Genomic DNA, 23,000 nt, shown 5'->3' with positions numbered 1-23,000 from the left:
CCAGCAGTGGGTGAGGCGCACAGTCTGGGCGGAGACGCGCGCATGCCTGTGCGGCCCCCGCTGCCTCTCGGCACCCACCGCCTTCAGCTACCGGGCCAGATTCCGCTCAGCCGAGCCGACTCGGAGGCAGGCCACTGCCTGTCCAACCACGCCTCAGACCCCCCGCCAGGTGTGTCCAACAGCCCGATGCTGAACCGTCTTTGACGTGTCGGTCTCGTGGGACCGGCGGTGTCCAAAGGGGTATACCCAAAAGGGTCGGCATAGAGGAGATTGCCGCCGCGAACCTCCGTAGCGGGCGAGAGTTAGCCGAAGGCGGCGATACCGGCGAGGCGTTCCCGCCCGCCGGTCGTGAGTAGCGCAGGGGCCGCGCGAAGACCTGCAGCGACGGATCCCAGCGCATTGGTGGAGCGATCTCGGAACGTGGGGTGGGTGATGTACTCCACGGCTCGCGCGGTGACCTCTTGGCGGCTCTCGACGAAGGGGCGCACCGTCTGCTCGTACTCAGCGAAGGCGGCCGGATCGTCCGGTCCGTGCTCGCGGAGCTTCTGGGCCAACGTTACGGCGCCGAGCAGGGCTCCGTGGGCGCCGAGGCCGGAGAGGGGATCGATGCAGTGCGCCGCGTCTCCGACGAGGACGACTCTGCGAGTTGACCAGTGGGTGGTGCGCACCTGGGTGAAGCGAGTAAGCAGCACGTCGGTCGTCTCGAGCATTCCGTTAGCGATCGGGTTCAGTTCTCCGCCGATGCTGCGCAGCGCCCGCGCGACAGCCACAGCCGGCGCACGCGGATCATTCCGGGGTGCGTCGGGGGACGGGAGCGCGGCTACGATCTGCGTCGCGCCGACCGCGGGCAGCGGGTAGGCGAACACGACCGTCCGGTGACGACCGACGACCACAGCGTTCGGGCCCTCCATGGCGTGATCCACCGTCGCCCAGACGTGGGAGAGGCCGTTGCGGTAGAGACTGGCCTCGCGAGGTGAGAAGACGAGGCTACGCACCGTGGAGTTCACTCCGTCGGCCCCGACGACGAGATCGAAGATGCCGCGCGTTCCGTCGTCGAATCGCGCCACGACGTCATCGGATCGGTGCTCCAGGGATGACAGCCGACAGCCGAGCCGCGTCTCCACTCCTGAGGGCACATGCGCCAGCAGCTTCTCAATCAGCCGGGCGCGATGCGCCAGGCGAGAGGTCCCGCCAGAGAAGGTCATCTGCAACGGACGGGCACCCTTGGTGAGGCGGAAGGTCGTCGCCGGACTGGGTGTGCTCACGCTGTCGATGACGTCGCTGACACCCATCCGCCGGAGGATCTTCTGCGCGACCGCGTCGAGGTCGAGGACGTAGCCGCCGCTCGGTGCTGACTCGTTCGCATCGATCAGCGTCACCTGCCAGCCGGTGTGATGCAGCCACCATGCTGTGGCGCTGCCGGCGATTCCTCCGCCGACGACCAGTGCACGTCGTCCCGTTGCGCTTGCGGGGCCCATAGATCTCCTCCTGCTCGGTACGTATACAGCTACTGTACACCAGTACTAGTACGCTGGTACAGTACTGGCGTCAAGACGAGGAAAGTGAGGATCAGATGGGTGCCGAGGGTGCATCGCCTACACGGCGGAAGAGGGATCCTGAGCGGAGACGGCAGGAGATCGTGCGGGCGGCGACGGAGATGCTCTTGGAAGGGTCGACCCTTTCGCATCGCGCGGTGGCGCAGCGCGCCGGTGTTCCTCTGGGAGCTACTACCTACTACTTCAGCTCGCTGCACGACCTGCGGGAAGCCGCGGTGTGCCAGCTTGCGGAGGAGGTGACCGTCGAGCTCACCGACCTTGCTGAGCAGGTCGCCGCCGCCGACGGCGACCCTCGAGTCCTCGCCCGGCTGCTGCACGACTACCTCACGGACACCGCGCAGGTGCGGGCAGACGCGGCCCTCTATAGCGCTGCTTCCCAGCATGAAGATCTGCGACACATCGCTCTGCGATGGGTTGACGGTTTCGTCGAGCTCGCCTCGGGCTGGACCGACCCCGCCACCGCCCGCGCCATCGTCGTCTTCATCGACGGTGCCAGCATGCACACGACGCTGACGGGCACACCGATCGACCTGAACACCCTCGAGCGCGCGTTCGTCGCGCTGCTCCGTCCTGAAAGCGAGTCGGCGTGAGCACAGACCTGACCCTGAAGACATCACCGTTGAGCAAGACGCGACGCTGGGCAGCGCTGGCGGTTCTCAGCGCCAGCCTCGTCGTCATCAGCATCGACATGACGATCCTGAACGTCGCCCTCCCCCACATCACAGCGGATCTCGAGGCGACGTCCGCGCAGCAGCTGTGGATCGTGGACATCTACTCCCTGGTCCTCGCCGGACTGTTGGTGCCCATGAGCGCGATCGCTGATCGTTTTGGTCGCAAACGAATCCTTCTCGGCGGGTTTGCGGTGTTCGCCCTTGCCTCACTGCTGGTGCTGTTCGCGCAGGATGCGGGAACCCTCATCGCGATCCGTTCGCTCCTCGGGATCGGGGGCGCGATGATCATGCCGACGACACTGTCGATGATCCGTGTCATCTTCACCGATCCGCGCGAGAGGGCCACCGCGCTCGGCATCTGGGCCGCTGTGTCCTCGGTCGGCATGGCCATCGGGCCAGTCGTCGGCGGGCTGCTGCTGGAGTACAGCACCTGGCACGCTGCTTTCTTGATCAACGTGCCCCTGATGGTGATCGCGGTGATCGCCGGGCTCTTCCTGCTGCCCGAGTACAGGGCGGCCGTCCCGCCCAGCTGGGACACGGCCGGGACCATCGCGATTGTCGGTGGGATGGTGGCGCTGGTCTGGTCGATCAAGCACATCGCGAAGGAGGGCCTGACCGACCCGGTGTCGTGGGTCTCCTTCCTGGTCGGGGCCGCGGCGCTGGCGTGGTTCGTCCGCAGGTGCCTGCGTCGGCCCAACCCGATGCTTGAGTTGCGGCTGTTCCGCAGCTCGACGTTCACTGCCGGCATCCTCGCCGCGCTGTCCTTCATGTTCGCGATGTCTGCGCTGCTGCTGCTGTCGGCACAGTGGTTGCAGGTCGTCCTCGGAGTCTCTCCGTTGCAGGCTGGCTTGGCCATGCTCCCCGCGGTGTTCGCCGTGGGCATCGCCTCCCCGCTCGCGCCACGACTGGCCGCCCTCGTCGGACCCCGCGCCGTGCTCGGCGGTGGCCTCGCCATCGCTGGCCTGGGCTTCCTGGCCATCTACCTCGCCCCGCAGCCGCTGACCTACACGTCGATGGCTATCGCCTTGGTCCTGCTCGGCACCGGAGGCAGTTCGCTTGCCGTGGGGTCGGCACTGATCATGTCTGGCGCGCCGCAGGACAAGGCCGGCAACGCCGCAGCGCTGGAAGAGACCAGCTATGAGCTTGGAGCCGTCCTTGGTGTGGCGATCCTGGGCAGCGTCGCCAGCGCCGTCTACAACTCGGGATTGTCCCCGCGTGACATCAGCGCACTGGGACTGACCGATGCCCAGGCGGACGCTGTTCGGGAATCGATCAGCGGCGCTGCAAGCGTCGCCTCCTCCACCGGGTCCGCCGAGCTCATGCCGCTGGCCAACGATGCCTTCACCACCGCCCTGTCCCAGACCGGCCTTGTCGGCTTCATCGTCATGACCGCCGTCGCCATCGCGGTCACGGTCCTGGTGCCCCGCCATCACACCCTCACCTCGCAAGCGCACTGAAGACCGCCCGCCCTCCCGAGGAGCAGCGCCCGAACATCAGAAAGGAACCCGCCATGGCTTGGAAAAACCTGCTGTCCTGGCTCCCGTGGACGAGGCCTGCCTCCACCTCATCGTCGGCGGAGGCATCACCGGTCTCATCCACGCCCTCGCACTGACCGAAGCCGGGCACACCGTCACCGTCCTGGAGAAGGAGGAACACAGCACGACAGACCCCCGCACCATCGTCTTCACCCAGACCGACCTCCCCACGCTCGACGGGATCGGGATGGAGGGAGTCGTCCTCCGCGAGAGCGTGCCCTTCACCAAGCCCGTGCTCGACATCGGGACCAGAGGTATTCCAGAGCTCTTCAGGGCTCCTGCTCTCGCGGGATCTCGAATCATGCCCCGACAGAACCTGCACCGCCTGCTCGAGCACACGGCGTACTACCAGGGCATCGACGTCCGCAACGGCCACCACGTCACCGCCATCAAGAACACCCCGGGCGGGCTCCGGCTCACCATCGACGGCAGGCCCAACATCACGGCCTCACAAGTCGTGGGTGCCGACGGTGCCGACTCCACCGTTCGTCGAGAACTACATGAGCTGCGGGGGCCGAGGAAGAACGTCCGATACCGCAGACCCTCCGTCTGGGCCATCTCCGGGAAGACCCGGCTGAGGGGCGTGGAGCCTACTGCGCGTTCCGCGCTGGAGGACGGTCTGACCCTCACCGCGGCCATCGGCGAGTCCTGGTTCGTCGCCAAACTGGCCGATCTCGTCGAAGACGGCACCGTCTTCTGGAGCATCCGGTACGACGAACTGTCGCTCACTTCAGCGACCGAACAGTCCCCTCGCACCGGGCTGAGCCCTCTGCGGAGCGCCACCAGCCTCTTGAGCGAGCATGCCGCGAAGGCTGCCGACATCGTCGCCTCCGCCTACCTCACCACCCAGAGGAAGGTCACCGGCGTCAACCAGACGCGCCTGCGCAGGAGAAAGCGGTCAGCACTCATCGGACACGCACGCACCGGCGACTTGAAGCGCCCTGGGTTTCGTTCCGATCCAACTGAAGGAGAATCGGAACATGCCCAAGAAGTACACCCCCGAGCTGCGTGAGCGCGCTGTGCGGATGGTCCTGGAACGCCAAGCCGCTCAAGGAGGGCCTCGCTCGCACTCCATCCGAGCCATCGCCCCGCAGGTCGGAGTCGGTGAAGAGACGCTGCGCATCTGGTGCAACCGCCACGGCCACCAGATAGCACCAGCGCCTGCCGGCGAGAGCATGCAGGAGGAAAACAAGCGCCTCAAACGTGAGCTCGCTGAAGCCAGGCGCGCGAACGAGATCCTCAAAGCCGCCTCGGCTTTTTTCGCCAGGGAACTCGACCGCCCCACGACGAGATGATCCGGTTCATCGACGAACACCGCGATCAATTCGGGGTCGAGGCCATCTGTCGCACCCTGCGTGCGACGGAATGTGGGTTCATCACCTCCCGCGGCTACCGCGCCGCGAAGACACGACCCAGGTCTTCGAGAACGCTGCGGGACGGGATCCTCGTGGAGGAACTCCGCCGGATCCACGCGGAGAACTAGGCGTCTACGGGGTCCGCAAGATGCACCACGCGATGCGCCGCGCCGGGTGGGAGATCGGCCGTGACCAGGTCGCCCGCCTGATGAAGCTCGCCGGCGTGGAAGGGGTTCGGCGCGGCCGCAAGCCGATCACCACGAGGCCGGCAGGCGAGCCGGATGCTCGTCCTGACCTCGTGGAGCGCTGCTTCACCGCCGAGCGGCCGAACCAGCTGTGGGTCGCTGACATCACCTACGTCAGGATCCTGGGCGGGTTCTGCTATGTCGCTTTCATCACCGACGTCTACTCCCGGCGCATCGTGGGATGGGCGGTCTCGGACAACCTTCACACCGCGGGGCTGCCGTTGCTCGCCCTTAAGCACGCACTGGTCTCCACCGGCGCCAGCCGCGACCGGCATGGCCTGGTGCACCACAGTGACAGGGGCAGCCAGGGTGGATTCAATCGGTCGTCGCAACACCCCCGGAGTCACTGGAGGTATGGGCGATGGCCAGCAAGGACTGGGCAAGGAAGATCAGTGACGCGCCCGAGGGCGCGCGTCGGCAGTGGAGAGCAGATCGGGCTCTGCGGGCCCCCATGCGCTCTCCTGGAAGGCCGCAGCCCTCACGAGAGGTGCAACGTCAGTTTTGGCGTGTGATCGCCACCGGTGTCACCACGGTCGAGGCGTCCCTGAGTGTGGGCGTGTCCTGGCCCGTCGGGGCGCGCTGGTTCCGTCACGCTGGCGGCATGGCCCCACTGTCCCTGGTCGAGCCCACCGGCCGGTACCTGTCCTTCGCTGAGCGTGAGGAGATCGCGATCCTCCACGCTCAGGGCCACGGGGTGCGTCAGATCGGGCGTGCCCTGGGACGTGATCCCGGCACGATCAGTCGCGAGCTGCGCCGTAACTGCGCCACCCGCTCCGGGAGCAAGGAGTACCGGGCCACGGTGGCGCAGTGGAAGGCTCAGGAGGCGGCCAGGCGGCCTAAGCCGGCGAAGCTGGCCACGAACCAGCGGCTGCATGACTACGTCCAGGCACGCCTGAACGGGGTGGTCCTGGGCCCCGATGGCGTGGCCGTGCCAGGACCGGTCGGGCCCGGTTTCAAGGGGCGGAAGATGAAACCGCGCCGGGCGGACCGGCGGTGGTCCACGGCGTGGAGCCCTGAGCAGATCAGCCGCCGGCTGCGCGTGGAGTTCCCTGATGATGAGTCCATGCGGATCTCTCACGAAGCGATCTACCAGTCGCTGTTCATCCAGGGGCGTGGGGCGCTCAAGCATGAGCTCGTCGCGTGCCTGCGTACCGGGCGGGCTCTGCGCGAGCCGCGGGCACGTTCCCGGAACAAGCCCCAGGGCCACGTCACCGAGGACGTGGTGTTCAGCAAGCGCCCACCCGAGGCCGCTGATCGTGCTGTGCCCGGGCACTGGGAAGGGGACTTGATCATCGGGACCGGGCGTTCAGCGATCGGGACTCTGGCCGAGCGCAAGAGCCGGGCCACGATCCTGGTCCACTTGCCCCGCCTGCAGGGATGGGGTGAGCAGCCGCCGGTGAAGAACGGGCCCTCGCTGGGCGGGTACGGGGCCGAGGCGATGACCGCGGCCCTGATCAAGGCGATGGCGACGGTGCCGGAGCAGCTGCGTCAGAGCCTGACGTGGGACCGGGGCAAGGAGCTGGCCGGGCATGCTCAGTTCACGATGGCTACGGGCACGAAGGTGTTCTTCGCGGACCCGCACTCTCCGTGGCAGCGGCCGACGAACGAGAACATGAACGGGCTGCTGCGGCAGTACTTTCCCAAGGGAACTGACTTGTCGCGCTGGTCTGCGGACGACCTCGCCGCGGTCGCGTACACGCTGAACAATCGGCCCCGCAAAGTCCTGGGGTGGAAGACCCCTGCAGAAGTCTTCGCGGAGCAACTAAGCTCCCTGGAGACAAGCGGTGTTGCAACGACCGGTTGAACCCGCCCAGTTCCGGTCACGGAAGTTCGTGCACGCCCTGAACCGTCATCACCTCATCGGCTCGATGGGCCAAGTCGGTGCTGCCGGAGACAACGCCGCCATGGAGTCCTTCTTCGCGCTGCTACAGAAGAACGTTCTGGACCGTAAGCGTTGGCGGACCCGAGAAGAGCTCCGAATCGCAATCATCACCTGGATCGAAAGGACGTATCACCGACACCGCCGACAGGCCCGCCTGGGCCGATTGACCCCCGTCGAATACGAGGCCATCATGAACCCGGCCGTGAGCCTCGCGGCCTGACACCCCAACTGTCACCTAAACGTGCGGCAGTCCCCATCGTGCGGATGCGCTTCCACGAGCCCACGATCGCCTACGTGGCACGACGCACTGCGGAGGGCAAGTCCAAGCGAGACATCATCCGCTGCCTCAAGCGGTACGTGATCCGTGAGGTCTACCACCTCGTGAAGACCGACCCTCGCATTGGTGAGATTGCGAGTTGACAACTATAGGAGCATCAACGCCCTGGCTTCAGAGCGTGAACGGCCTCTACAAGGCCGAGCTCATCCACTCCGAACGGCTCTGGGAGTCGACCGAGGCGGTCGAGCTGGCCACGATGGGGTGGGTGCACTGGTGGAACACCGCCCGCCTGCATGAGGCCCTGGGCTACCGCACTGTCGCGGAGGTTGAGGCGGCTTACACGCACGATCAGGACTCAGCGCCCGTTGCGTCCTGACCTCGGAACCAAACCCAGGGCGCTTCACACCGGTTCGGATCGGCCACGCCCGCACAAACCCGATTCAAACCGCAGCCGGCCCGGTAGGCTTGCTGGTGTCGCCCCGTCCGGGGTCGCACCGTGCAAGGGAGGATCAACGTGGCTGAACCGTGGCTCTCCGCAGACGACATCGCCACCCACCTCGGGATCACCAAAGACACCGTCTACACCTGGATCGCTGAGAAAGCCATGCCCGCCCACAAAGTCGGTCGCCTCTGGAAGTTCCAGGCCAGCGAGATCGACGACTGGGTACGTCGAGGCGGCGCGGCCGCCGGCTCTGACCCCTCGCCGCCAGGGTGATCGTCCCGCTCGATTTGAGCCGCTGCTGACACTTTGTCGGTGGTATCCCATATCCTGATCCACTGCCTAAAACCGGAAGGAGGCATCCCGTGACAGAAGCAGCAACCGACGAACCACTGACCCTCGCCACTCTGCGTGCGGGCCAGCGCCTCCGAGGGCTTGTGCCAAGTCAGACCGTCACACTGATCGCAATCGACCCCATCGACGCTGGGCTGTGCGAAGTGTTCTACCGTGACGATTCCGGCCGCAGCGGAGCCCGCGCGATCACCGATGCCGACACTGCCCGATTCGAGATCGCAGGCGACTTCGACTCCGCCCCGGCCTACGACGCAGACCCGGACGAGTTCCGGCTCGCGGCCGAGGCGCTGCGGATCAAGTACGCGGCACTGTACGACCCGATGGTCGCGGTCAACAGCTCCGACGTTGACCCGCTGCCGCACCAGATTCGCGCGGTTTACGAAGAACTCCTGCCGCGCATCCCGCTGCGATTCCTGCTGGCTGACGACCCTGGCGCGGGAAAAACGATCATGGCCGGCCTGTACCTGAAGGAGTTGATCCTGCGCTCGGACTGCGAACGCGCGATCATCGTTGCCCCTGGTGGTCTGGTTGAGCAGTGGCGCGAGGAGCTGTCGCAGAAGTTCGATCTGCGCTTCGAGGTGTTCAGCCGCCAGATGGTCGATGACGCCCAGGGCCGCAACGTCTTCACCGAGCACCCGTTCCTGATCGCCCGCATGGATCAGCTCTCGCGCAGCGAAGACCTGATCGAGCAACTCGGTGAGGTCACCTGGGATGTCGCGGTCGTAGACGAGGCGCACCGTATGTCTGCGCACTACTCGTCATGGGCGGGCGAGGTCGACGAGACTAAGCGGTTCAAGCTCGGACGACTGCTGTCGGAGACCGCGCACAACTTCCTGTTGATGACCGCGACCCCGCACGCGGGCAAGGAAGAGGACTTCCAGCTGTTCATGTCGCTGCTGGATCGCGATCGTTTCGAGGGTCAGTACCGCCAAGGCGTGCACCGCACCGACACCCACGGTCTGATGCGCCGGATGGTGAAGGAAGACCTCCTGACGTTCGAGGGCAAGCCACTGTTCCCTGAACGCAAGGCTTACACCGTCGAGTACGAACTCAGCCCCGCCGAGCGGGAGCTCTACGAACTCGTCACCGACTATGTCCGCACGGAGATGGGACGTGCCGAGCGGATCGCCCAGGCGGGTGACAAGAAGCGCGGCAACAACGTTGGCTTCGCACTTACCGTGCTCCAGCGGCGTCTGGCCTCCAGCCCGGAAGCAATCCTGCGCTCGCTGGAACGACGCCAACAGCGGCTCGATACGAAACTGCGCGACATGCAGCGCGTCACCGAGACTGCTCGCTTGACCGGCGCTGTCGCCCCGCTGCCGGTTGACGATGCGGCGCTCCCGGCGTTCTCGATTGAAGACTTCGAGGACTTCGACGACGAGACCACCGACGAAGAACGCGCCCAGTTCGAGGAGCAAGCCGACCAAGTCGTTGATCTCGCGACCGCTGCGCAGACGATTCCCGAGCTGCGGGCAGAGATCGCGATCCTCGAAGACCTCATCAGGGTCGCCCGCCGCGTCCGGTTGCAGGACGACGACAAGAAGTGGGTGCAGCTGCGCACCATCCTCGACGAGCAGCTCCTGACCCACGACGGTTCCGGCGACGCGCGCAAGATCATCATCTTCACCGAGCACCGCGACACACTCGACTACCTGCAAACCAAGATTACCGCTCAGTTCGGCCGCGCGGAATCGGTCATCACGATTCACGGCGGCACCCGCCGCGAAGATCGCAAGCTCGCCCGCGAACGCTTCACCCACAACCCCGACACGGTGGTCCTGCTCGCCACCGACGCCGCCGGTGAGGGTTTGAACCTTCAGCGCGCGCACCTGATGGTGAACTACGACCTGCCGTGGAACCCGAACCGCATCGAGCAGCGCTTCGGTCGTATCCACCGCATCGGCCAGCGCGAAGTGTGCCACCTGTGGAACATGGTCGCCCGAGACACCCGCGAGGGCGACGTGTTCACCCGGCTGCTGGCGAAGATCGACCAGATGTCGATCGCCTACAACGGCAACCTGTTCAACGTGCTCGGCGACGCCGACGCCTTCCAAGAGCGCTCACTGCGTGACCTGCTGATCGAGGCGATCCGCTACGGCGACCAGCCGCAGGTCAAAGCCAAACTCGACCACATCATCGACGCGGGTGTCTCGCACGGGCTCGATGAGATGCTCGCCGAACGTGCGCTGCACCCCGAGATGTTCAGCGCGCTCAATCTCGACGAAGTCCGAGCACGGATGGAGAAGGCCCGCGAACGCAGGCTCCAGCCGGGCTACATCGCTGCGTTCTTCATCCCAGCCTTCGAGCGTCTCGGCGGACGCATCCGCAAGCGCGAGAAAGGCCGCTACGAAATCACCCGTGTTCCCGCACGTGTCATTGACGCCGCGCGTCGCCTCAACCGCTGGGCACCCGTCGCTGAACAGTACGAGCGCATCACCTTCGAGCTCGGCCGCATGCACCCCGACGGACTCGCCGACGCATCCCTCATCGCCCCCGGGCACCCGCTGCTGCACGCCGTGATCGAAGCCACCATCGACGACCTCGGCCCCACCCTCAAGCAAGGCACCGTGCTCGTTGACCGCCGCACCAAGCAGACTGACGCGCCGATGCTGATGTTCAGCGTCGAGCAGCGCATCGAGAACACCGCGGCCGATGCCGACACCGTCTCCCACCACTTCGACTACCCGCTCCTCGAACAAGACGGCACCGTCACCGTCTCCGCAGCCCCGCCTTACCTCGACTACGACCGACCTGAACCCGCCGAAACCGAAGCCATCACCAAGATCGTCAGCAGTGACTGGGCGCGGCAGAACCACGAGAAACTCGTGCGCGCCTGGGCCTACCGTGAAGGGCTCCAGCCCCGCATGGACGAGATCAAGACCCGCCTCGACATCGAAACCGCGCGAACCCGAGCACAGGTCAAGGATCGGCTGCTGGCCGAGATCAACCACTGGGACCGCGAGCACAACCGCCTCGAAGCACTCGAACGCGCAGGAACCGTCGGCAGACTCCGCGCCGAGACCGCAATCGTCCGCGCACGCCAGCTCGACGAACGCCTGAACCACCGGCTCGAACAACTCGACGAGGCAACCAACCTCGTCGCCGTACCCGCCGTGATCCGTGGCGCAGCACTCGTCATCCCCAGCGACCTCCTCACCACCGACGAAGCCCCCGAGCCGCAGACCTTCGCGCGGCAGACCGAGGAAGTCGAACGCCGCGCCGTCGACGCCGTGCTCGCTGCTGAGCGCGCACTGAGACGCGAGCCGGTCGAGATGCCACGCAACAACCCCGGCTACGACATCCAGTCCACCGACAGCCAAGGCTTCGTCCACTTCATCGAGGTCAAAGGCCGGATCGAGGGCTCGGACACCTTCACGATCACCACGAACGAGATCACCTTCGCCCAGACCCAGGGAGAAAGGCACCGGCTGGCCCTAGTCGAAGTATCGACCAGCGGCGCAGACCACGATCAGCTGCGCTACGTGAGCGATGCCTTCGCCCACCTCGAACCATCCGCGACCACCCGTTCCTACAACGAGGTCTGGCGCGACTACTGGGAACGCGGAGGACCACCGCGATGACCCACACCACCGACAACCAGCCCAACGCCAGCGAGAGAAGCACCGTGACCGCACCGAAGAAGAAACTCATCGAAGTCTCGCTGCCGCTCGAAGCGATCAACGCCGAGGCATCCCGTGAAAAGTCGATCCGTCACGGCCATCCCTCAACCTTGCACCTGTACTGGGCACGCCGACCACTCGCCGCAGCACGAGCGGTCCTGTTCGCGCAGCTCGTCGATGATCCCTCGTCACGACCCGAAGAGTTCCCCACGATCGAAGCGCAGGACGCCGAGCGCGCTCGCCTTCATGCACTGATCGAGAAGCTTGTCGTGTGGGAGAACAGCAACGACGAGACACTGCTTAGGCGAGCTCGTGACGAAATCCGTAGGAGCAACAACGGCGAGCTTCCTGCCGTGCTCGATCCCTTTGCGGGAGGAGGGGCAATCCCGCTTGAGGCGCAACGGCTTGGCCTAGGAGCCAACGCCAGTGACTTGAACCCGCTCGCCGTGCTCATCAACAAGGCACTCATTGAGATTCCGCCCAGGTTCGCCAACCGCGCGCCTGTGTTTCCGGGCGTTGCCGAAACCCGCAACGGCTGGGGGCAGGCTGAAGGCCTGGCCGAAGACGTCCAGTCCTATGGCGAGTGGATGCGGGATCAGGCGCGCGAGCGCATCGGACACCTGTACCCCAGGGTCGAGGCCCCGGACGGCACGGAGCATTCAGTAATTGCGTGGGTCTGGGCGCGTACAGTCAGGAGCCCCAACCCGGCTAACCAAATAGAGGTGCCGCTCGTGCGCTCGTGGTGGCTAAGCAAGAAGAAGGGTAAGGAGGCATGGGTCCACGCAAAGATCGTCGACGGTCACGTCCGTTACGAGGTGCGGAATGACAACTGCGGACCCACGGGGCAAGACGACGGCACAGTTGGCCGACGAGGCGCGGTGGCCATCGATGACGGCGCACCGATCGAGCTCAAGTACGTTCGGGCAGAGGCACGAGACGGCCGCTTGGGAGCCCATCTGATCGCGGTGGTCGCTGAGGGGCACCGTGGTCGCCAGTACCTCACTCCACCTGCGGCACATGAAGCGGCTGCACGCGTCCCGCGCCCAGAGTCTGCTCCTATGGGGTCGTTGCCACCTCACGGACTACAGCCCGCAAATCCACAGACCATTCGCATCTACGGATTCGAAGAATGGTCGGATCTGTTCACCAATCGGCAGTTAACTGCGCTTGTCACCTTCAGTGACCTCGTCGGCGAGGCGCGAACGAGGGTTCTCCAGGATGCGATTGACGCTGGCCTTCCTCATGGGGACTCACTCGAGCTCGGAGGCACCGGTGCTGAAGCCTATGCCGACGCCGTCGCCACCTACCTCGGCCTCGCAGTCAGCAGAATGACCGACTACAACTCATCTTTCACGGGTTGGAACGTCGCCCGTGAGGGGACACGTGGGGTCTTCGCAAGGCAGGCAATACCGATGGTTTGGGATTACATCGAGGTGAACCCACTCTCCGATTCCTCTGGCAACTTCGCAGGACAGACAGACTGGATCGCGCGGGTGCTACGCCGACTCCCCGGGGAACCGGGGGGAACTGCGACGCAGGAAAACGCGATGGCTCGTGACTACTCGGGGTTCGTTGTCTCCACCGATCCGCCCTACTACGACAACATCGGCTATTCCGATCTCTCGGACTACTTCTACGTCTGGCTACGTCGTTCCTTGCAGGATGTGCATGCTGAGACGGTCGGAACAATGCTTACGCCGAAGACCGAAGAACTGGTGGCGAATCCGCATCGTCATGGCGGTAAGAGTGGCGCTGAGACCCGGTTCATCAATGGGTTCAACTCGGTGTTCCGCAGGATTCGTAAAGATGCAAACCAGGCCGTTCCCATGACGGTCTACTACGCGTACAAGCAGCAGGACACGCGTGATGCCGGTACTTCATCGACCGGGTGGCACACACTGCTAGACGGACTCATTGATGGTGGTTGGGAGATCACTGCGACGTGGCCCATGCGGAGTGAGCGCGGTGGCCGAATGCTCAGCGTGGGGACGAACGCTCTTGCCTCCTCCATCGTTCTCGCCTGTCGGCCGCGACCCACAAGCGCGCAGGCGACGACGCGCCGGGCGTTCGTTGCTGCCCTCAAGTCTGAGCTGCCCGAAGCCCTTCGAAAGCTCATTCAGGGTTCGATCGCACCTGTCGACCTCGCCCAGGCAGCGATTGGCCCCGGAATCGCAGTGTTCTCCCGCTACTCGCGGGTCCGCGAGGCGGACGGTTCGGACATGAGCGTGAAGGATGCGCTTCTTCTCATCAACTCAACCCTTGACGAGGTGATCGGCGAGCAGGAGTCCGACTTCGATCCAGATACCCGATTCGCTGTGAAATGGTACCGCCAGTACGGGTGGCGCGAGGAGAACTCCGGAATCGCGGATCAACTCGCGCGATCATCCGATACCTCGATTGGAGCTTTGGAACGCGGCGGGATTTTCGAAGCAAAGGGCGGAAAAGCTCGTTTGCTTTCGCCATCTCAACTGGACGGTGAATGGGACGCGTCAGCCGACGAACGAGTCAGCGTCTGGGAGGCTGCGGTTCGATTGGCTGCAATGATGGCGAAGGACGGTGTCGACAAGGTGGCGGAGCTGCTGCCGTTGGTGCAGACGCGTGTGAACCTGGATGCGGTGAAGGAACTGGGCTTCCTGCTGTTCCACGAGGCAGAGAAGAAGAAGGACACGAAGGACGCGATCCTCTTCAACGGCCTGGTGAGCGCCTGGGGCGACGTGAACGAGCAGGCGCGCAAGTTCGCCTCGACACCGCGTTCGTCGCAGCAGGAGTTCGACTTCGATGAGGACGAGGATTAGGTCATGGCTCGGAACCCGGACGAGGCCCAGATTGGTGCCACGGTGGCCGTGCTGCGAGAAGGACGCGCCGGACATGACCATGAACTTGTTGCGTCACTGGCGCAACAACTGACCGCCCGCTATGGGCGAGGCTACGACCGGACAAACCTGTACCGGATGGTCCGCTTCTCCCAGCAGTTCACCGATCCCGGACTTGTTGCGTCACTGGCGCAACAAGTTAGTTGGACACACTTCCGCGAACTACTCCCACTCGCAACCGACGACGCCAGAGTCTTCTATGTGAGGGAGACCATCGAACGCCGCCTCGGCGTTCGTGATCTGCGCCGGGCCATCGAGCGCAAGGCCTTCGAGCGCCGGGAGATCGCTGACTCGCAGATTCCAGAGGGATCGGCGGTACCACTCGATGCCTTCCGTGATCCGATGCTGTTGGACATGCTGGGGCTTGCCGACACCTTCTTGGAGCGGGACCTCGAAGCCGCGCTCCGCCGTGACATGGAGTCCTTCCTGCTAGAGGTGGGGCGCGGGTGGGCGTTCGTCGAGCGTCAAAAGCGCATGACGTTCGACGGCGATGACTACTACCTCGACTTGCTGTTCTACTCGCGCCCGCTGCGCCGGTTGATCGCCGTGGAGTTGAAGGTCGGCAAGTTCAAGCCGAGCTACCAGGGGCAGATGAACTTCTATCTCAAGTGGCTGGATCGGCACGAGCGTCAGGCGGATGAGAACCCACCGATCGGTCTGATCCTGTGTACCGAGGCGAGCCGGGACCAGATCGAGCTGCTGGAGATGCACAAGGACGGGATTGTCGTCGCGGAGTACTGGACGGCACTGCCCCCAAAGGCCGAGCTTGAGGCCAAGATCAGGGAAATCTACCGAGAGGCCCAGGAGCGGCTCGCTCGTAGACAGCTCGCAGCAGGCGGAGACGACGACAGTGATGAGTAGCAGGGATTGGCCGTCGTGGGGAATGCTTACGACGGTCGTAGGTAGCAGGTCATAGGAGACAGCGATGGCGATGAACAACCGAGATCGAGTGGGCAAGGCGTTTGACCTGCTCTCCGAAGGGCTGCTCGATGAGGTCGATGAGGTCATGACGCGCGCCTACAAGACCACTGACTGGCCTGCCGCGTGGGCGAAGGAAGATGCCCAGCGCCGGGGTGGGCCGCTGCGCACGATGACGAAGCACGACGTTCAGGTGCAGCTCCGTGCCATCACTGAGCAGGGCTACCAATTCAAGGACGTGCTCTCCCGTGCACAGCAGGGCTTCGCATCGGAGCTGCGGGAGACCCGGAACCTGTGGGCGCACAACGAACCGTTCAGCTCCGATGACGCCGCTCGCGCGTTGGACACGATTGAGCGGCTGCTCCACGCCGTTGGCGCGGTCGATTCCGCCGAGGACGTACGGAAGCTCCGTGTCGATCTGCAGCGCACCGTTTTCGAGGACCAGACCCGCAAGCAAGTCAAGCGCACCAGGGTGTCCCTCGATCCCGGTTCCGGGCTTCGGCCCTGGCGTGAAGTGATCCGCCCCCACGACGACGTGGCCCGCGGCGCATTCACTGCCTCGGAGTTCGCCGCCGACCTGCACCTGGTCCACACCGAGCAGGCGACCAGCCCCGAGTATGGCGACCCGGTCGAGTTCTTCACCCGGACCTACCTCACCGAGGGTCTGCGCGATCTGCTCTCGCGCGCGCTGCGACGGGTGAACGGTGAGGCTGGCGCGAGCCCGGTGGTGAACCTTCAGACCAACTTCGGTGGCGGCAAGACCCACTCCATGTTGGCGCTGTATCATCTGTTCAGCGGCACACCCGCGAAGGACTTCCCGCAGGAACTCCAAGAACTGATCGCAGCGAACGGCAACCCCGACCTTGGCACGCTCGACGTCAAGCGGGTCGCGCTGGTCGGCACCTATCTGAAGGCCGGCTCTCCGCTTATCAAGGATGACGGCACCGAGGTCCGGACCCTGTGGGGCGAACTCGCCTGGCAGTTGGGCGGCCGCGAAGCCTACGACCTGATCGCCGAGGACGACCGCGCCGGAACCAACCCCGGCGAGGCGCTCCGCACGTTGATCGTGCGGTACTCGCCGTCGCTGATCTTGATCGACGAGTGGGTGGCCTACGCGCGGCAGCTCGTCACCGACAAGGAACTCCCGTCGGGCTCGTTCGAGACCCAGTTCACCTTCGCCCAGTCCCTGACCGAGATCGTGCGTTCCGTGCCCGGCGTGATGCTCGTGGTGTCGATCCCGGCATCCGATACCGGCACCGAGGGCCGCGGTAGCGACATCGAGATCGGTGGCGCGAACGGTCAGCTGGCGCTGGAGCGTCTTCAGAACGTGATCCGTCGTGTCGCGGACCAGTGGCGCCCGTCGAGCAAGGACGAGTCGTTCGAGATCGTGCGCCGTCGCCTGTTCCAGGCACCGAACGCCGAGGGGCTCACCACCATCTCGGCGGTGGCGCGAAGCTTCGCGAACCTATACCGGAACAACACCGCACTGTTCCCCCGGGACGTTGCCTCACCGAACGATGACTACGAGAAGCGCATCCGCGCCTCCTACCCGCTGCACCCCGAGCTCCTTGACCGGCTGTATGAGGACTGGTCGACCCTGGAGCGGTTCCAGCGCACCCGCGGTGTGCTGAAGCTCGTCTCGTCGATCGTGCACGAGCTGTGGGCGTCCAACGACACCTCGCCGCTGATCCTGCCCGGCAACGTGCCGCTGGATGCAACGACAGTGAACACGGACCTGACCCAGTACCTCGAAGATCAGTGGAAGCCGATCATCGACTCCGACATCGACGGCCCCGGATCGACCGCGCAGCAGATCGACCTCGACCGCCCCAACCTTGGTCAGCGGTTCGTCACCCAGCGCATTGCCCGCTCGATCTTCATGGGCGCCGCCCCCAGGATCAAGAGCAGCCGCAAGGGACTCGACAAGCAGTACCTCTGGCTCGGCACCGCGATCCCTGGCGACACACTCGGGAACTTCGGCAGCGCCGTTGAGTTGCTGGCGCAGCGCTCGACGTACTTCTACGAAGAGCAGGGCCACTACTGGTTCGACACCCAACCCTCGGTCACGAAGACCGCGAACGACTATGCCGAGCGACTCCGCGAGGATGTCGAGACGGTGTGGAACGAGATCAGCCGCCGCCTCCAAAGCGAAGAGAAGGCGCGCGGCGTGTTCGACCGCGTACACATCGCCCCGTCGTCCTCAGCCGACATTCCCGATCTAGAGGGCACGCGCCTAGTGATCGCTCACCCGCGGCATGCCCGCCGCAAGCAGGACGGAGCCGACTCCGCGGCGCATGCCTGGGTCCGCGACGCTATCGAGAGCAAGGGCGCGAGCCAGCGCATCCACCGCAACACGCTGATCTTCCTGCTCGCCGACAAGAGCGAACTGGAAAGCCTCGAAGCCGCCACTCGCAGCTACCTCGGTTGGAAGCGCGTGCAGGCAACCAGCGACAGCCTCAACCTCTCGGCGCAGCAGCGCAAGCAGACCGACGACTGGGTGGGACGGCTTGACCAGACCGTCTCAGACCGAATCCGCGACACCTTCGTCTGGGCCGTCTACCCCGAGCAGTTCGATCCGACCAGGCCCTTTGAGTTGATCGCTGACCGAGTGCCCGACTCCGGCGGGCGATCCCTCGCGGAACGGGTCGGCACCAAACTGGGGCGCGAAGACCAGCTTGTCACCGACTTCGGTGCGCCGATCCTCGGCGCCACCCTGCACAACGAACTCGGCGCACTCTGGAGTGACGCAGGTGAGATCAGCGTTGGTGTGCTGTGGGGATACTTCACCCGCTACACCTACCTGCCTCGTCTCGTCCGGCGCGAGGTGCTCGACGTTGCGATTCGGCAAGCGTTGACCACTGTCCTCGTCGACAGCGAGCGCTTCGGCATCGCGGCAGGCAAGGACACCGACACTGGCCGCTACCGCGGGCTCGTCGTGCCGCCCGATCCGAACTCAAGCATCCAGGTCACGAACAGCACCCTGCTCATCAACGCCGACAAGGCCCAGGAACAGGTCGATTCTGACCGCGCAGCAGCCCGAGAAGCCGCAGCCCGGCAGACAGAAGACGGTGCCGAGGGCGTCGGCCCGGTGGACTTCGCATGGACTGGAGGTCAGCAACCGACATCCGACGCTGACGCGCTGTCGCCGGCTGAGTCTGCGCTCGAAGCTGCGCTCGCTCGTTTCTTCGGTTCGGTGAAGATCGACCCCGACCGGTACTCCCGCGACATCGGCAACGTCACACGCGAGGTCATCGACCGGCTCTCCGGGGCGGGAGCACGGTTGGAGATCACAATCGACATCCAAGCGACTAAGCCCGAGGGCTTCGATGAGGCAGAGATCAGAACGATCAGCGAGAACGCGCGCGTGCTCAAGTTCGATCCCAGCTCCGGCTTCGAGAAGAGCTGAGCCGCCCGAGCATGTATCTGAAACGCCTTGAAGTCGAGGGATACCGCGCCTCCGCGAACTCACCGATCGTTTGCGAGCTGAGCGGACGTTTCTCGCTGATCCTTGGAGCGAACGGCTCAGGGAAGACGACGATCAACGAGGCGATCGCGTTGGCGCACCCACGTAGTTTTCCTCGGCTCGCGCCGATAGACGCAACAGCGTTGGGTGCCACGCCGCGGGCGGTTCGCGTGGAGTATGAGTTCGAGGCGGATGCGAGCCGCGAAGGTGCGCTCGGCAAGTACCGGAAGAGGCAAGGTCTCGGCGCTCCGAAGTGGGGCCGTCCGTTGGAACGCTCGCTTGGGCAGGTCCGAGCTGGACGACCCGTTGAGCCCACGTCTGAGTACGACAGCGTTCGACTCGTCCATCTTCCGGCGTTGCGGAACCCGGTCGATGATCTCTCACGCCGCGACGCGCGCATCCTCCTTGAACTGCTCCGCGCCGACGAACGGAGACACCCTGAGACCGGCGGGCTCCGCTCCTTGCGTGCGCAGGCCGAAAGGATGCTCAGCTCCCTCATCAAGCACAAGCTTGTCGGGAACGTCGAGGACCGCATCGCAGAGAACCTTCGCATCATCAGCGGCGGGGTTCAGGAACATCATGCGTTCGTGGGCACCCAGACGGTTGATGACACCTACTTGGCCCGAGTGTTCGAGATGCTTGTGGGCCTGCTCCCAGACCGTGGCGAGGCCCGACGCTTGCAGGTGTCGAGTCTGGGGTACGTCAATCTGCTCCACATCGCTGTGACTCTCGCCGGCATCCCCGACGCAGGGAGCACACCGCTGCCCGACGAAGCGAAGGAGAGGGCCGAGGAAGATGCGAGTTCGTCGGAGGCGAGCAACGACGAACTTGCCGATGCCGCGAGGGAGAGGCTTGCCCAGACAGCAGAGGCCGCTGATGCTGACGCAGACTCCTTCTACCCAGAACTCTTCCACGCGACAGTTCTGATCGAGGAACCGGAGGCGCATCTCCACCCGCAGCTTCAATACGGACTCATCCGCTATCTTCGCCGGCTGGTCGACGATCGCCCAGACATCCAGGTCATCGTGACCACGCACTCCGCCGATCTCGCGGCCGCCTGTGATCCCGAGGAACTCATCGTTGTACGAAAGGACGCCGAGAACCGCACACTCTCACGGCGCGTCGCCGACCTCCCGGTGAAGGATGCGCTCAAGAACAGCCTGTTCCAACAGACTCGACTACACCTCGACGCGACGCGGTCAGCGGGGCTGTTCGCAGACAGAGTCCTCGTGGTTGAAGGCGTGACAGAAGCCAGCCTGCTGCGGTTGCTCGGCCGTGCGTGGGCGGGAGACGACGCCACCCGGATCGGCTTCATCGACGCACTTTCGATTCTTCCTGTCGGCCACAAGGTCGGGCAGTGGCCGATCCGCCTCATTGCCACGCCAGGTCACGAACTCGTCACCCGCGTTGCCGCTGTCGCCGATACGGACCTGCGTGGCACGCCGCTTCCCGATCCTCAGCCACCCAAATGGCACTCAGAGCTTGATGGAAGCTCCGCACGCTTCTTCTGGTCGAAGCCCACACTCGAACCATCACTCGTCGACGGGAACGAACAACTCATCGAACGAGCATTCATTAGGTGCAATCTCACTCCGCCCGACCCCGTCACCGCCGACGCTGTTGACCAGTTCTTCGTGCGCCACCCACGACACAAGGGCAAGTTCGCCCTCGCCCTCGCGCTGGAACTCGACAAGAGCCTTGGCGCGGTCGTGTTGCCTGCGCACATCGCCGAGATGTTCGGGTGGCTCTATGGCGGCCCGGAGCCGGGATCAACTCCTGCGGACGACACCGACTGAGTCCTCGATGGTGCAACTTACCAATGCGCAGGCACTCGCCGCAGCGGCGCCAGACCGCCTCGTCAACATCGTGTCCGCACCTGGCAGTGGCAAGACGACGATAGCGGCCGAGCGGTATGGGTATCTTCGCTATCAACGCGGTGATACTCGTGGTGTTCTTGGCCTGACCTTCAACCGCGCGGCTGCGGCAGAACTGCGTCGTCGGATTCACGCACGCTGGGGCGAAAACTGCATCAGACCCGCGCATCGAGTCGCGACCTTCGATCACCTCCACATAGACCTGCTGACCCGACTTCTCCGCCTCGGCAAGCTCACCTGGCCAAACGGAATCACTGCGCTCGATGTCCGCGATGACTACCGTGGCTTCAAGGGTTACAGGTTCTTGCCGATCACCAGCTACGAGCGGTTCGCCAGCCTTAACGCGAACGGACATGTCGTCTCAAACGGCCGTAAAGTCGCAAAGCCCGGCCCAGGGATCGGCGGTGTGGCCGATCATCGAGCTGTGCTCGACACTGGCGTGGTCAGCCACGACGACGTTCGCAGCATCCTGCGGTCTGCCTTGCAACTCGACGACATTCAGCGTGTGGCAGCGGACTGGCTGTCGGGGAGCTATCGCGCGCTGGTGATTGACGAGGTGTACGACGCCGATGACCTCGACCTCTATGTCGCGTACCTTGCAGCGGAAGCTGGCCTGTCGGTGACTCTCATCGGGGACCCGTGGCAGGCACTCTACAAATGGCGGGGCGCAAAACCAGAGGTCGTCGAGAAGCTGCTGAGCGGCACCTCCGAGCCGTTCAAAGCATACGAGCAGCCGGAGTCATTCCGATTTCACGGCGACCAGATGCCGCAACTCGCGGTCGACCTGCGAGCCGGAGTCGGAGCGACACTGCCTGAGGTCGACAGCTCACAGATCGACGTCGCGCTCGCGCGGAACTGGACACAGCTGTGGTCTGTTGGAGACAACATCCTCCCGCTCTCCTTTCACACCGTGAACAACGCAACAGATGCGGCTCTAAATCTCCTGCTCGATGTGGTCACGCGATCACGTCTGGGGACTCAGTCCTATGGCCGCGAGGGTGCGATCACGAAGCTCGGACTCGATCGTGACCGGTTCTTTGCGCAGCAGGAGGAGGTCTTCGCGCCCCTGGTCGTTGGCCTACGTGAAGGCAGATCGGCGGCTGCCGTGCTCGACGAACTTCGTGAGGCGATCAAGGCGTTGGGTGCCCGCCGGCCGAATCGGCTATCAGACGAGAAGGAAGCCGCAGCTGAAGCTCAATTGGCTCGGCTCGCTGCCCGTTTGAACCAGCCGACTGTAGTTCCCGGTCTTACAATCTTCCAGGCCAAGGGGCGTGAGTGGGATCGGGTCGGTGTTGTGTTATCGCGTGCGCAGGTCACCACGCTTGCCTCGGGACTGCGTGAACTCGATGAGGAGCACAGCATCATTTATGTCGCGATCACACGGGCCAAGGTCGCGTGCGGTCGGCTGTCGGACACTTCCGGTGTCGAAGCCGAGCGCCTTCGGGTCTGCCGTGAGTTTGGTTGACATCTGATCTGTGGTCCCGGGATGGACTGCTGGAAGGATGACCCCATGCCCGCTGCATACCCCCGAGAGTTCCGCCAGGACGTGGTCGCGATCGCCCGCAAGGGCCAGATGCCGATCGCGCAGGTCGCGAAGGACTTCGGCATCGCCGAGTCCTGCCTACGGCGCTGGCTGGCCCAGGATGATGTCGAGGCCGGGATCCGGCCCGGCGTCACCAAGGCTGAGAACGAGGAGCTGAAGGCTCTCAAGCGCCGCAACCGTGAATTTGAGATGGAGAACGAGGTCCTACGGCGTGCGGCCGCGTATCTGTCCCAGGCGAACCTGAAATTGGGTCAGTCCCCAAAATGAGCTATCCCGTCGTGAAGGACCTGGCCCGCGACGGGATTCCCGTGAAACTCTCCTGCCGGGTCCTCGGGTTCTCCCGTCAGGCCTACTACCAGTGGCTGGCCGAACCTGTCAGCGAGCGGGAATGGTCC

The 23,000-nt window shown here is 64.7% G+C and carries 16 protein-coding genes and 2 pseudogenes; 17 read left to right on the top strand and 1 reads right to left on the bottom strand.

The window, feature by feature from the left end:
- Positions 1 to 302 precede the first annotated feature (302 nt).
- The gene (locus FLM69_RS00715; protein ID WP_080695943.1) at positions 303 to 1,478 is read right to left on the bottom strand and encodes an NAD(P)/FAD-dependent oxidoreductase; all 1,176 of its coding nucleotides are present in this window, start codon (positions 1,476 to 1,478) and stop codon (positions 303 to 305) included.
- Between the two features lie 215 nt (positions 1,479 to 1,693).
- Between FLM69_RS00715 and FLM69_RS00710 the strand changes: the two genes are divergently transcribed.
- From FLM69_RS00710 to FLM69_RS00630, 17 genes and pseudogenes are all read left to right on the top strand, one after another.
- Positions 1,694 to 2,146 carry a TetR/AcrR family transcriptional regulator gene (locus tag FLM69_RS00710; protein WP_006214762.1) on the top strand — a complete coding sequence of 151 codons (453 nt, stop codon included), beginning with the start codon at positions 1,694 to 1,696 and terminating at the stop codon, positions 2,144 to 2,146.
- Positions 2,143 to 3,684 carry an MFS transporter gene (locus tag FLM69_RS00705; protein ID WP_220125174.1) on the top strand — a complete coding sequence of 514 codons (1,542 nt, stop codon included), beginning with the start codon at positions 2,143 to 2,145 and terminating at the stop codon, positions 3,682 to 3,684. Before FLM69_RS00710 ends, FLM69_RS00705 begins: the two co-directional genes overlap by 4 nt.
- Positions 3,685 to 3,769: 85 nt before the next feature.
- Positions 3,770 to 4,774 carry an NAD(P)/FAD-dependent oxidoreductase gene (locus FLM69_RS00700; RefSeq protein ID WP_017489778.1) on the top strand — a complete coding sequence of 335 codons (1,005 nt, stop codon included), beginning with the start codon at positions 3,770 to 3,772 and terminating at the stop codon, positions 4,772 to 4,774.
- Positions 4,743 to 5,057, top strand: coding sequence for a transposase (locus FLM69_RS00695; protein WP_141842676.1), 315 nt, complete (start codon positions 4,743 to 4,745; stop codon positions 5,055 to 5,057). Before FLM69_RS00700 ends, FLM69_RS00695 begins: the two co-directional genes overlap by 32 nt.
- A 70-nt stretch (positions 5,058 to 5,127) precedes the next feature.
- Complete coding sequence (locus FLM69_RS11700) at positions 5,128 to 5,874, top strand: DDE-type integrase/transposase/recombinase (RefSeq protein WP_141842673.1); 747 nt, start codon at positions 5,128 to 5,130, stop codon at positions 5,872 to 5,874.
- 89 nt (positions 5,875 to 5,963) lie between these two features.
- A complete protein-coding gene (locus FLM69_RS00685) occupies positions 5,964 to 7,166 on the top strand; it encodes an IS30 family transposase (protein ID WP_141842671.1) in 1,203 nt (400 codons plus the stop codon).
- 4 nt (positions 7,167 to 7,170) lie between these two features.
- Positions 7,171 to 7,464 (top strand): annotated as a pseudogene (locus tag FLM69_RS00680) (IS3 family transposase); the annotation flags it as partial.
- A 44-nt stretch (positions 7,465 to 7,508) separates the two neighbouring features.
- Positions 7,509 to 7,664: a hypothetical protein gene (locus FLM69_RS00675; protein ID WP_370510492.1), complete on the top strand. Its 156-nt coding sequence runs from the start codon at positions 7,509 to 7,511 to the stop codon at positions 7,662 to 7,664.
- 29 nt (positions 7,665 to 7,693) lie between these two features.
- A pseudogene (locus FLM69_RS00670) lies at positions 7,694 to 7,897 on the top strand (integrase core domain-containing protein); the annotation flags it as partial.
- 138 nt (positions 7,898 to 8,035) lie between these two features.
- Complete coding sequence (locus FLM69_RS00665) at positions 8,036 to 8,236, top strand: helix-turn-helix domain-containing protein (protein WP_141842667.1); 201 nt, start codon at positions 8,036 to 8,038, stop codon at positions 8,234 to 8,236.
- An 89-nt stretch (positions 8,237 to 8,325) separates the two neighbouring features.
- Positions 8,326 to 11,895 carry a helicase-related protein gene (locus tag FLM69_RS00660; protein WP_141842665.1) on the top strand — a complete coding sequence of 1,190 codons (3,570 nt, stop codon included), beginning with the start codon at positions 8,326 to 8,328 and terminating at the stop codon, positions 11,893 to 11,895.
- The gene (locus FLM69_RS00655; RefSeq protein WP_141842663.1) at positions 11,892 to 14,729 is read left to right on the top strand and encodes a DUF1156 domain-containing protein; all 2,838 of its coding nucleotides are present in this window, start codon (positions 11,892 to 11,894) and stop codon (positions 14,727 to 14,729) included. The genes FLM69_RS00660 and FLM69_RS00655 overlap by 4 nt, the downstream gene beginning before the upstream one ends.
- A 3-nt stretch (positions 14,730 to 14,732) precedes the next feature.
- Positions 14,733 to 15,668, top strand: a complete 936-nt coding sequence (locus FLM69_RS00650; protein WP_141842661.1) for a YhcG family protein — start codon at positions 14,733 to 14,735, stop codon at positions 15,666 to 15,668.
- 64 nt (positions 15,669 to 15,732) lie between these two features.
- Positions 15,733 to 19,131: a Swt1 family HEPN domain-containing protein gene (locus FLM69_RS00645; protein ID WP_141842659.1), complete on the top strand. Its 3,399-nt coding sequence runs from the start codon at positions 15,733 to 15,735 to the stop codon at positions 19,129 to 19,131.
- Positions 19,132 to 19,142: 11 nt separating this feature from the next.
- Positions 19,143 to 20,984, top strand: coding sequence for an ATP-dependent endonuclease (locus FLM69_RS00640; protein ID WP_141842657.1), 1,842 nt, complete (start codon positions 19,143 to 19,145; stop codon positions 20,982 to 20,984).
- Between the two features lie 7 nt (positions 20,985 to 20,991).
- On the top strand, positions 20,992 to 22,527 hold the full coding sequence (locus FLM69_RS00635) for a UvrD-helicase domain-containing protein (RefSeq protein WP_181743453.1): 1,536 nt from the start codon (positions 20,992 to 20,994) through the stop codon (positions 22,525 to 22,527).
- Positions 22,528 to 22,572: 45 nt separating this feature from the next.
- Positions 22,573 to 22,872, top strand: a complete 300-nt coding sequence (locus FLM69_RS00630; RefSeq protein WP_181743452.1) for a transposase — start codon at positions 22,573 to 22,575, stop codon at positions 22,870 to 22,872.
- Positions 22,873 to 23,000 lie beyond the last annotated feature (128 nt).

Origin of the sequence: Micrococcus sp. R8502A1 (assembly GCF_006704135.1) — a bacterium.
Taxonomy (GTDB): domain Bacteria; phylum Actinomycetota; class Actinomycetes; order Actinomycetales; family Micrococcaceae; genus Micrococcus; species Micrococcus luteus.
The sequence above is the reverse complement of the archived record's forward strand: the minus strand, read 5'-3'. Positions and strand labels throughout refer to the sequence as shown.

Excerpts from the sequence above, each read along its gene's own strand:
- FLM69_RS00715 (WP_080695943.1), bottom strand. The coding sequence starts at position 1,478 with ATGGGCCCCGCAAGCGCAACGGGACGACGTGCACTGGTCGTCGGCGGA.
- FLM69_RS00695 (WP_141842676.1), top strand. The coding sequence starts at position 4,743 with ATGCCCAAGAAGTACACCCCCGAGCTGCGTGAGCGCGCTGTGCGGATG.
- FLM69_RS11700 (WP_141842673.1), top strand. The coding sequence starts at position 5,128 with ATGTGGGTTCATCACCTCCCGCGGCTACCGCGCCGCGAAGACACGACC.
- FLM69_RS00685 (WP_141842671.1), top strand. The coding sequence starts at position 5,964 with ATGGCCCCACTGTCCCTGGTCGAGCCCACCGGCCGGTACCTGTCCTTC.
- FLM69_RS00675 (WP_370510492.1), top strand. The coding sequence starts at position 7,509 with ATGCGCTTCCACGAGCCCACGATCGCCTACGTGGCACGACGCACTGCG.
- FLM69_RS00655 (WP_141842663.1), top strand. The coding sequence starts at position 11,892 with ATGACCCACACCACCGACAACCAGCCCAACGCCAGCGAGAGAAGCACC.
- FLM69_RS00650 (WP_141842661.1), top strand. The coding sequence starts at position 14,733 with ATGGCTCGGAACCCGGACGAGGCCCAGATTGGTGCCACGGTGGCCGTG.
- FLM69_RS00645 (WP_141842659.1), top strand. The coding sequence starts at position 15,733 with ATGGCGATGAACAACCGAGATCGAGTGGGCAAGGCGTTTGACCTGCTC.
- FLM69_RS00640 (WP_141842657.1), top strand. The coding sequence starts at position 19,143 with ATGTATCTGAAACGCCTTGAAGTCGAGGGATACCGCGCCTCCGCGAAC.
- FLM69_RS00635 (WP_181743453.1), top strand. The coding sequence starts at position 20,992 with ATGGTGCAACTTACCAATGCGCAGGCACTCGCCGCAGCGGCGCCAGAC.
- FLM69_RS00630 (WP_181743452.1), top strand. The coding sequence starts at position 22,573 with ATGCCCGCTGCATACCCCCGAGAGTTCCGCCAGGACGTGGTCGCGATC.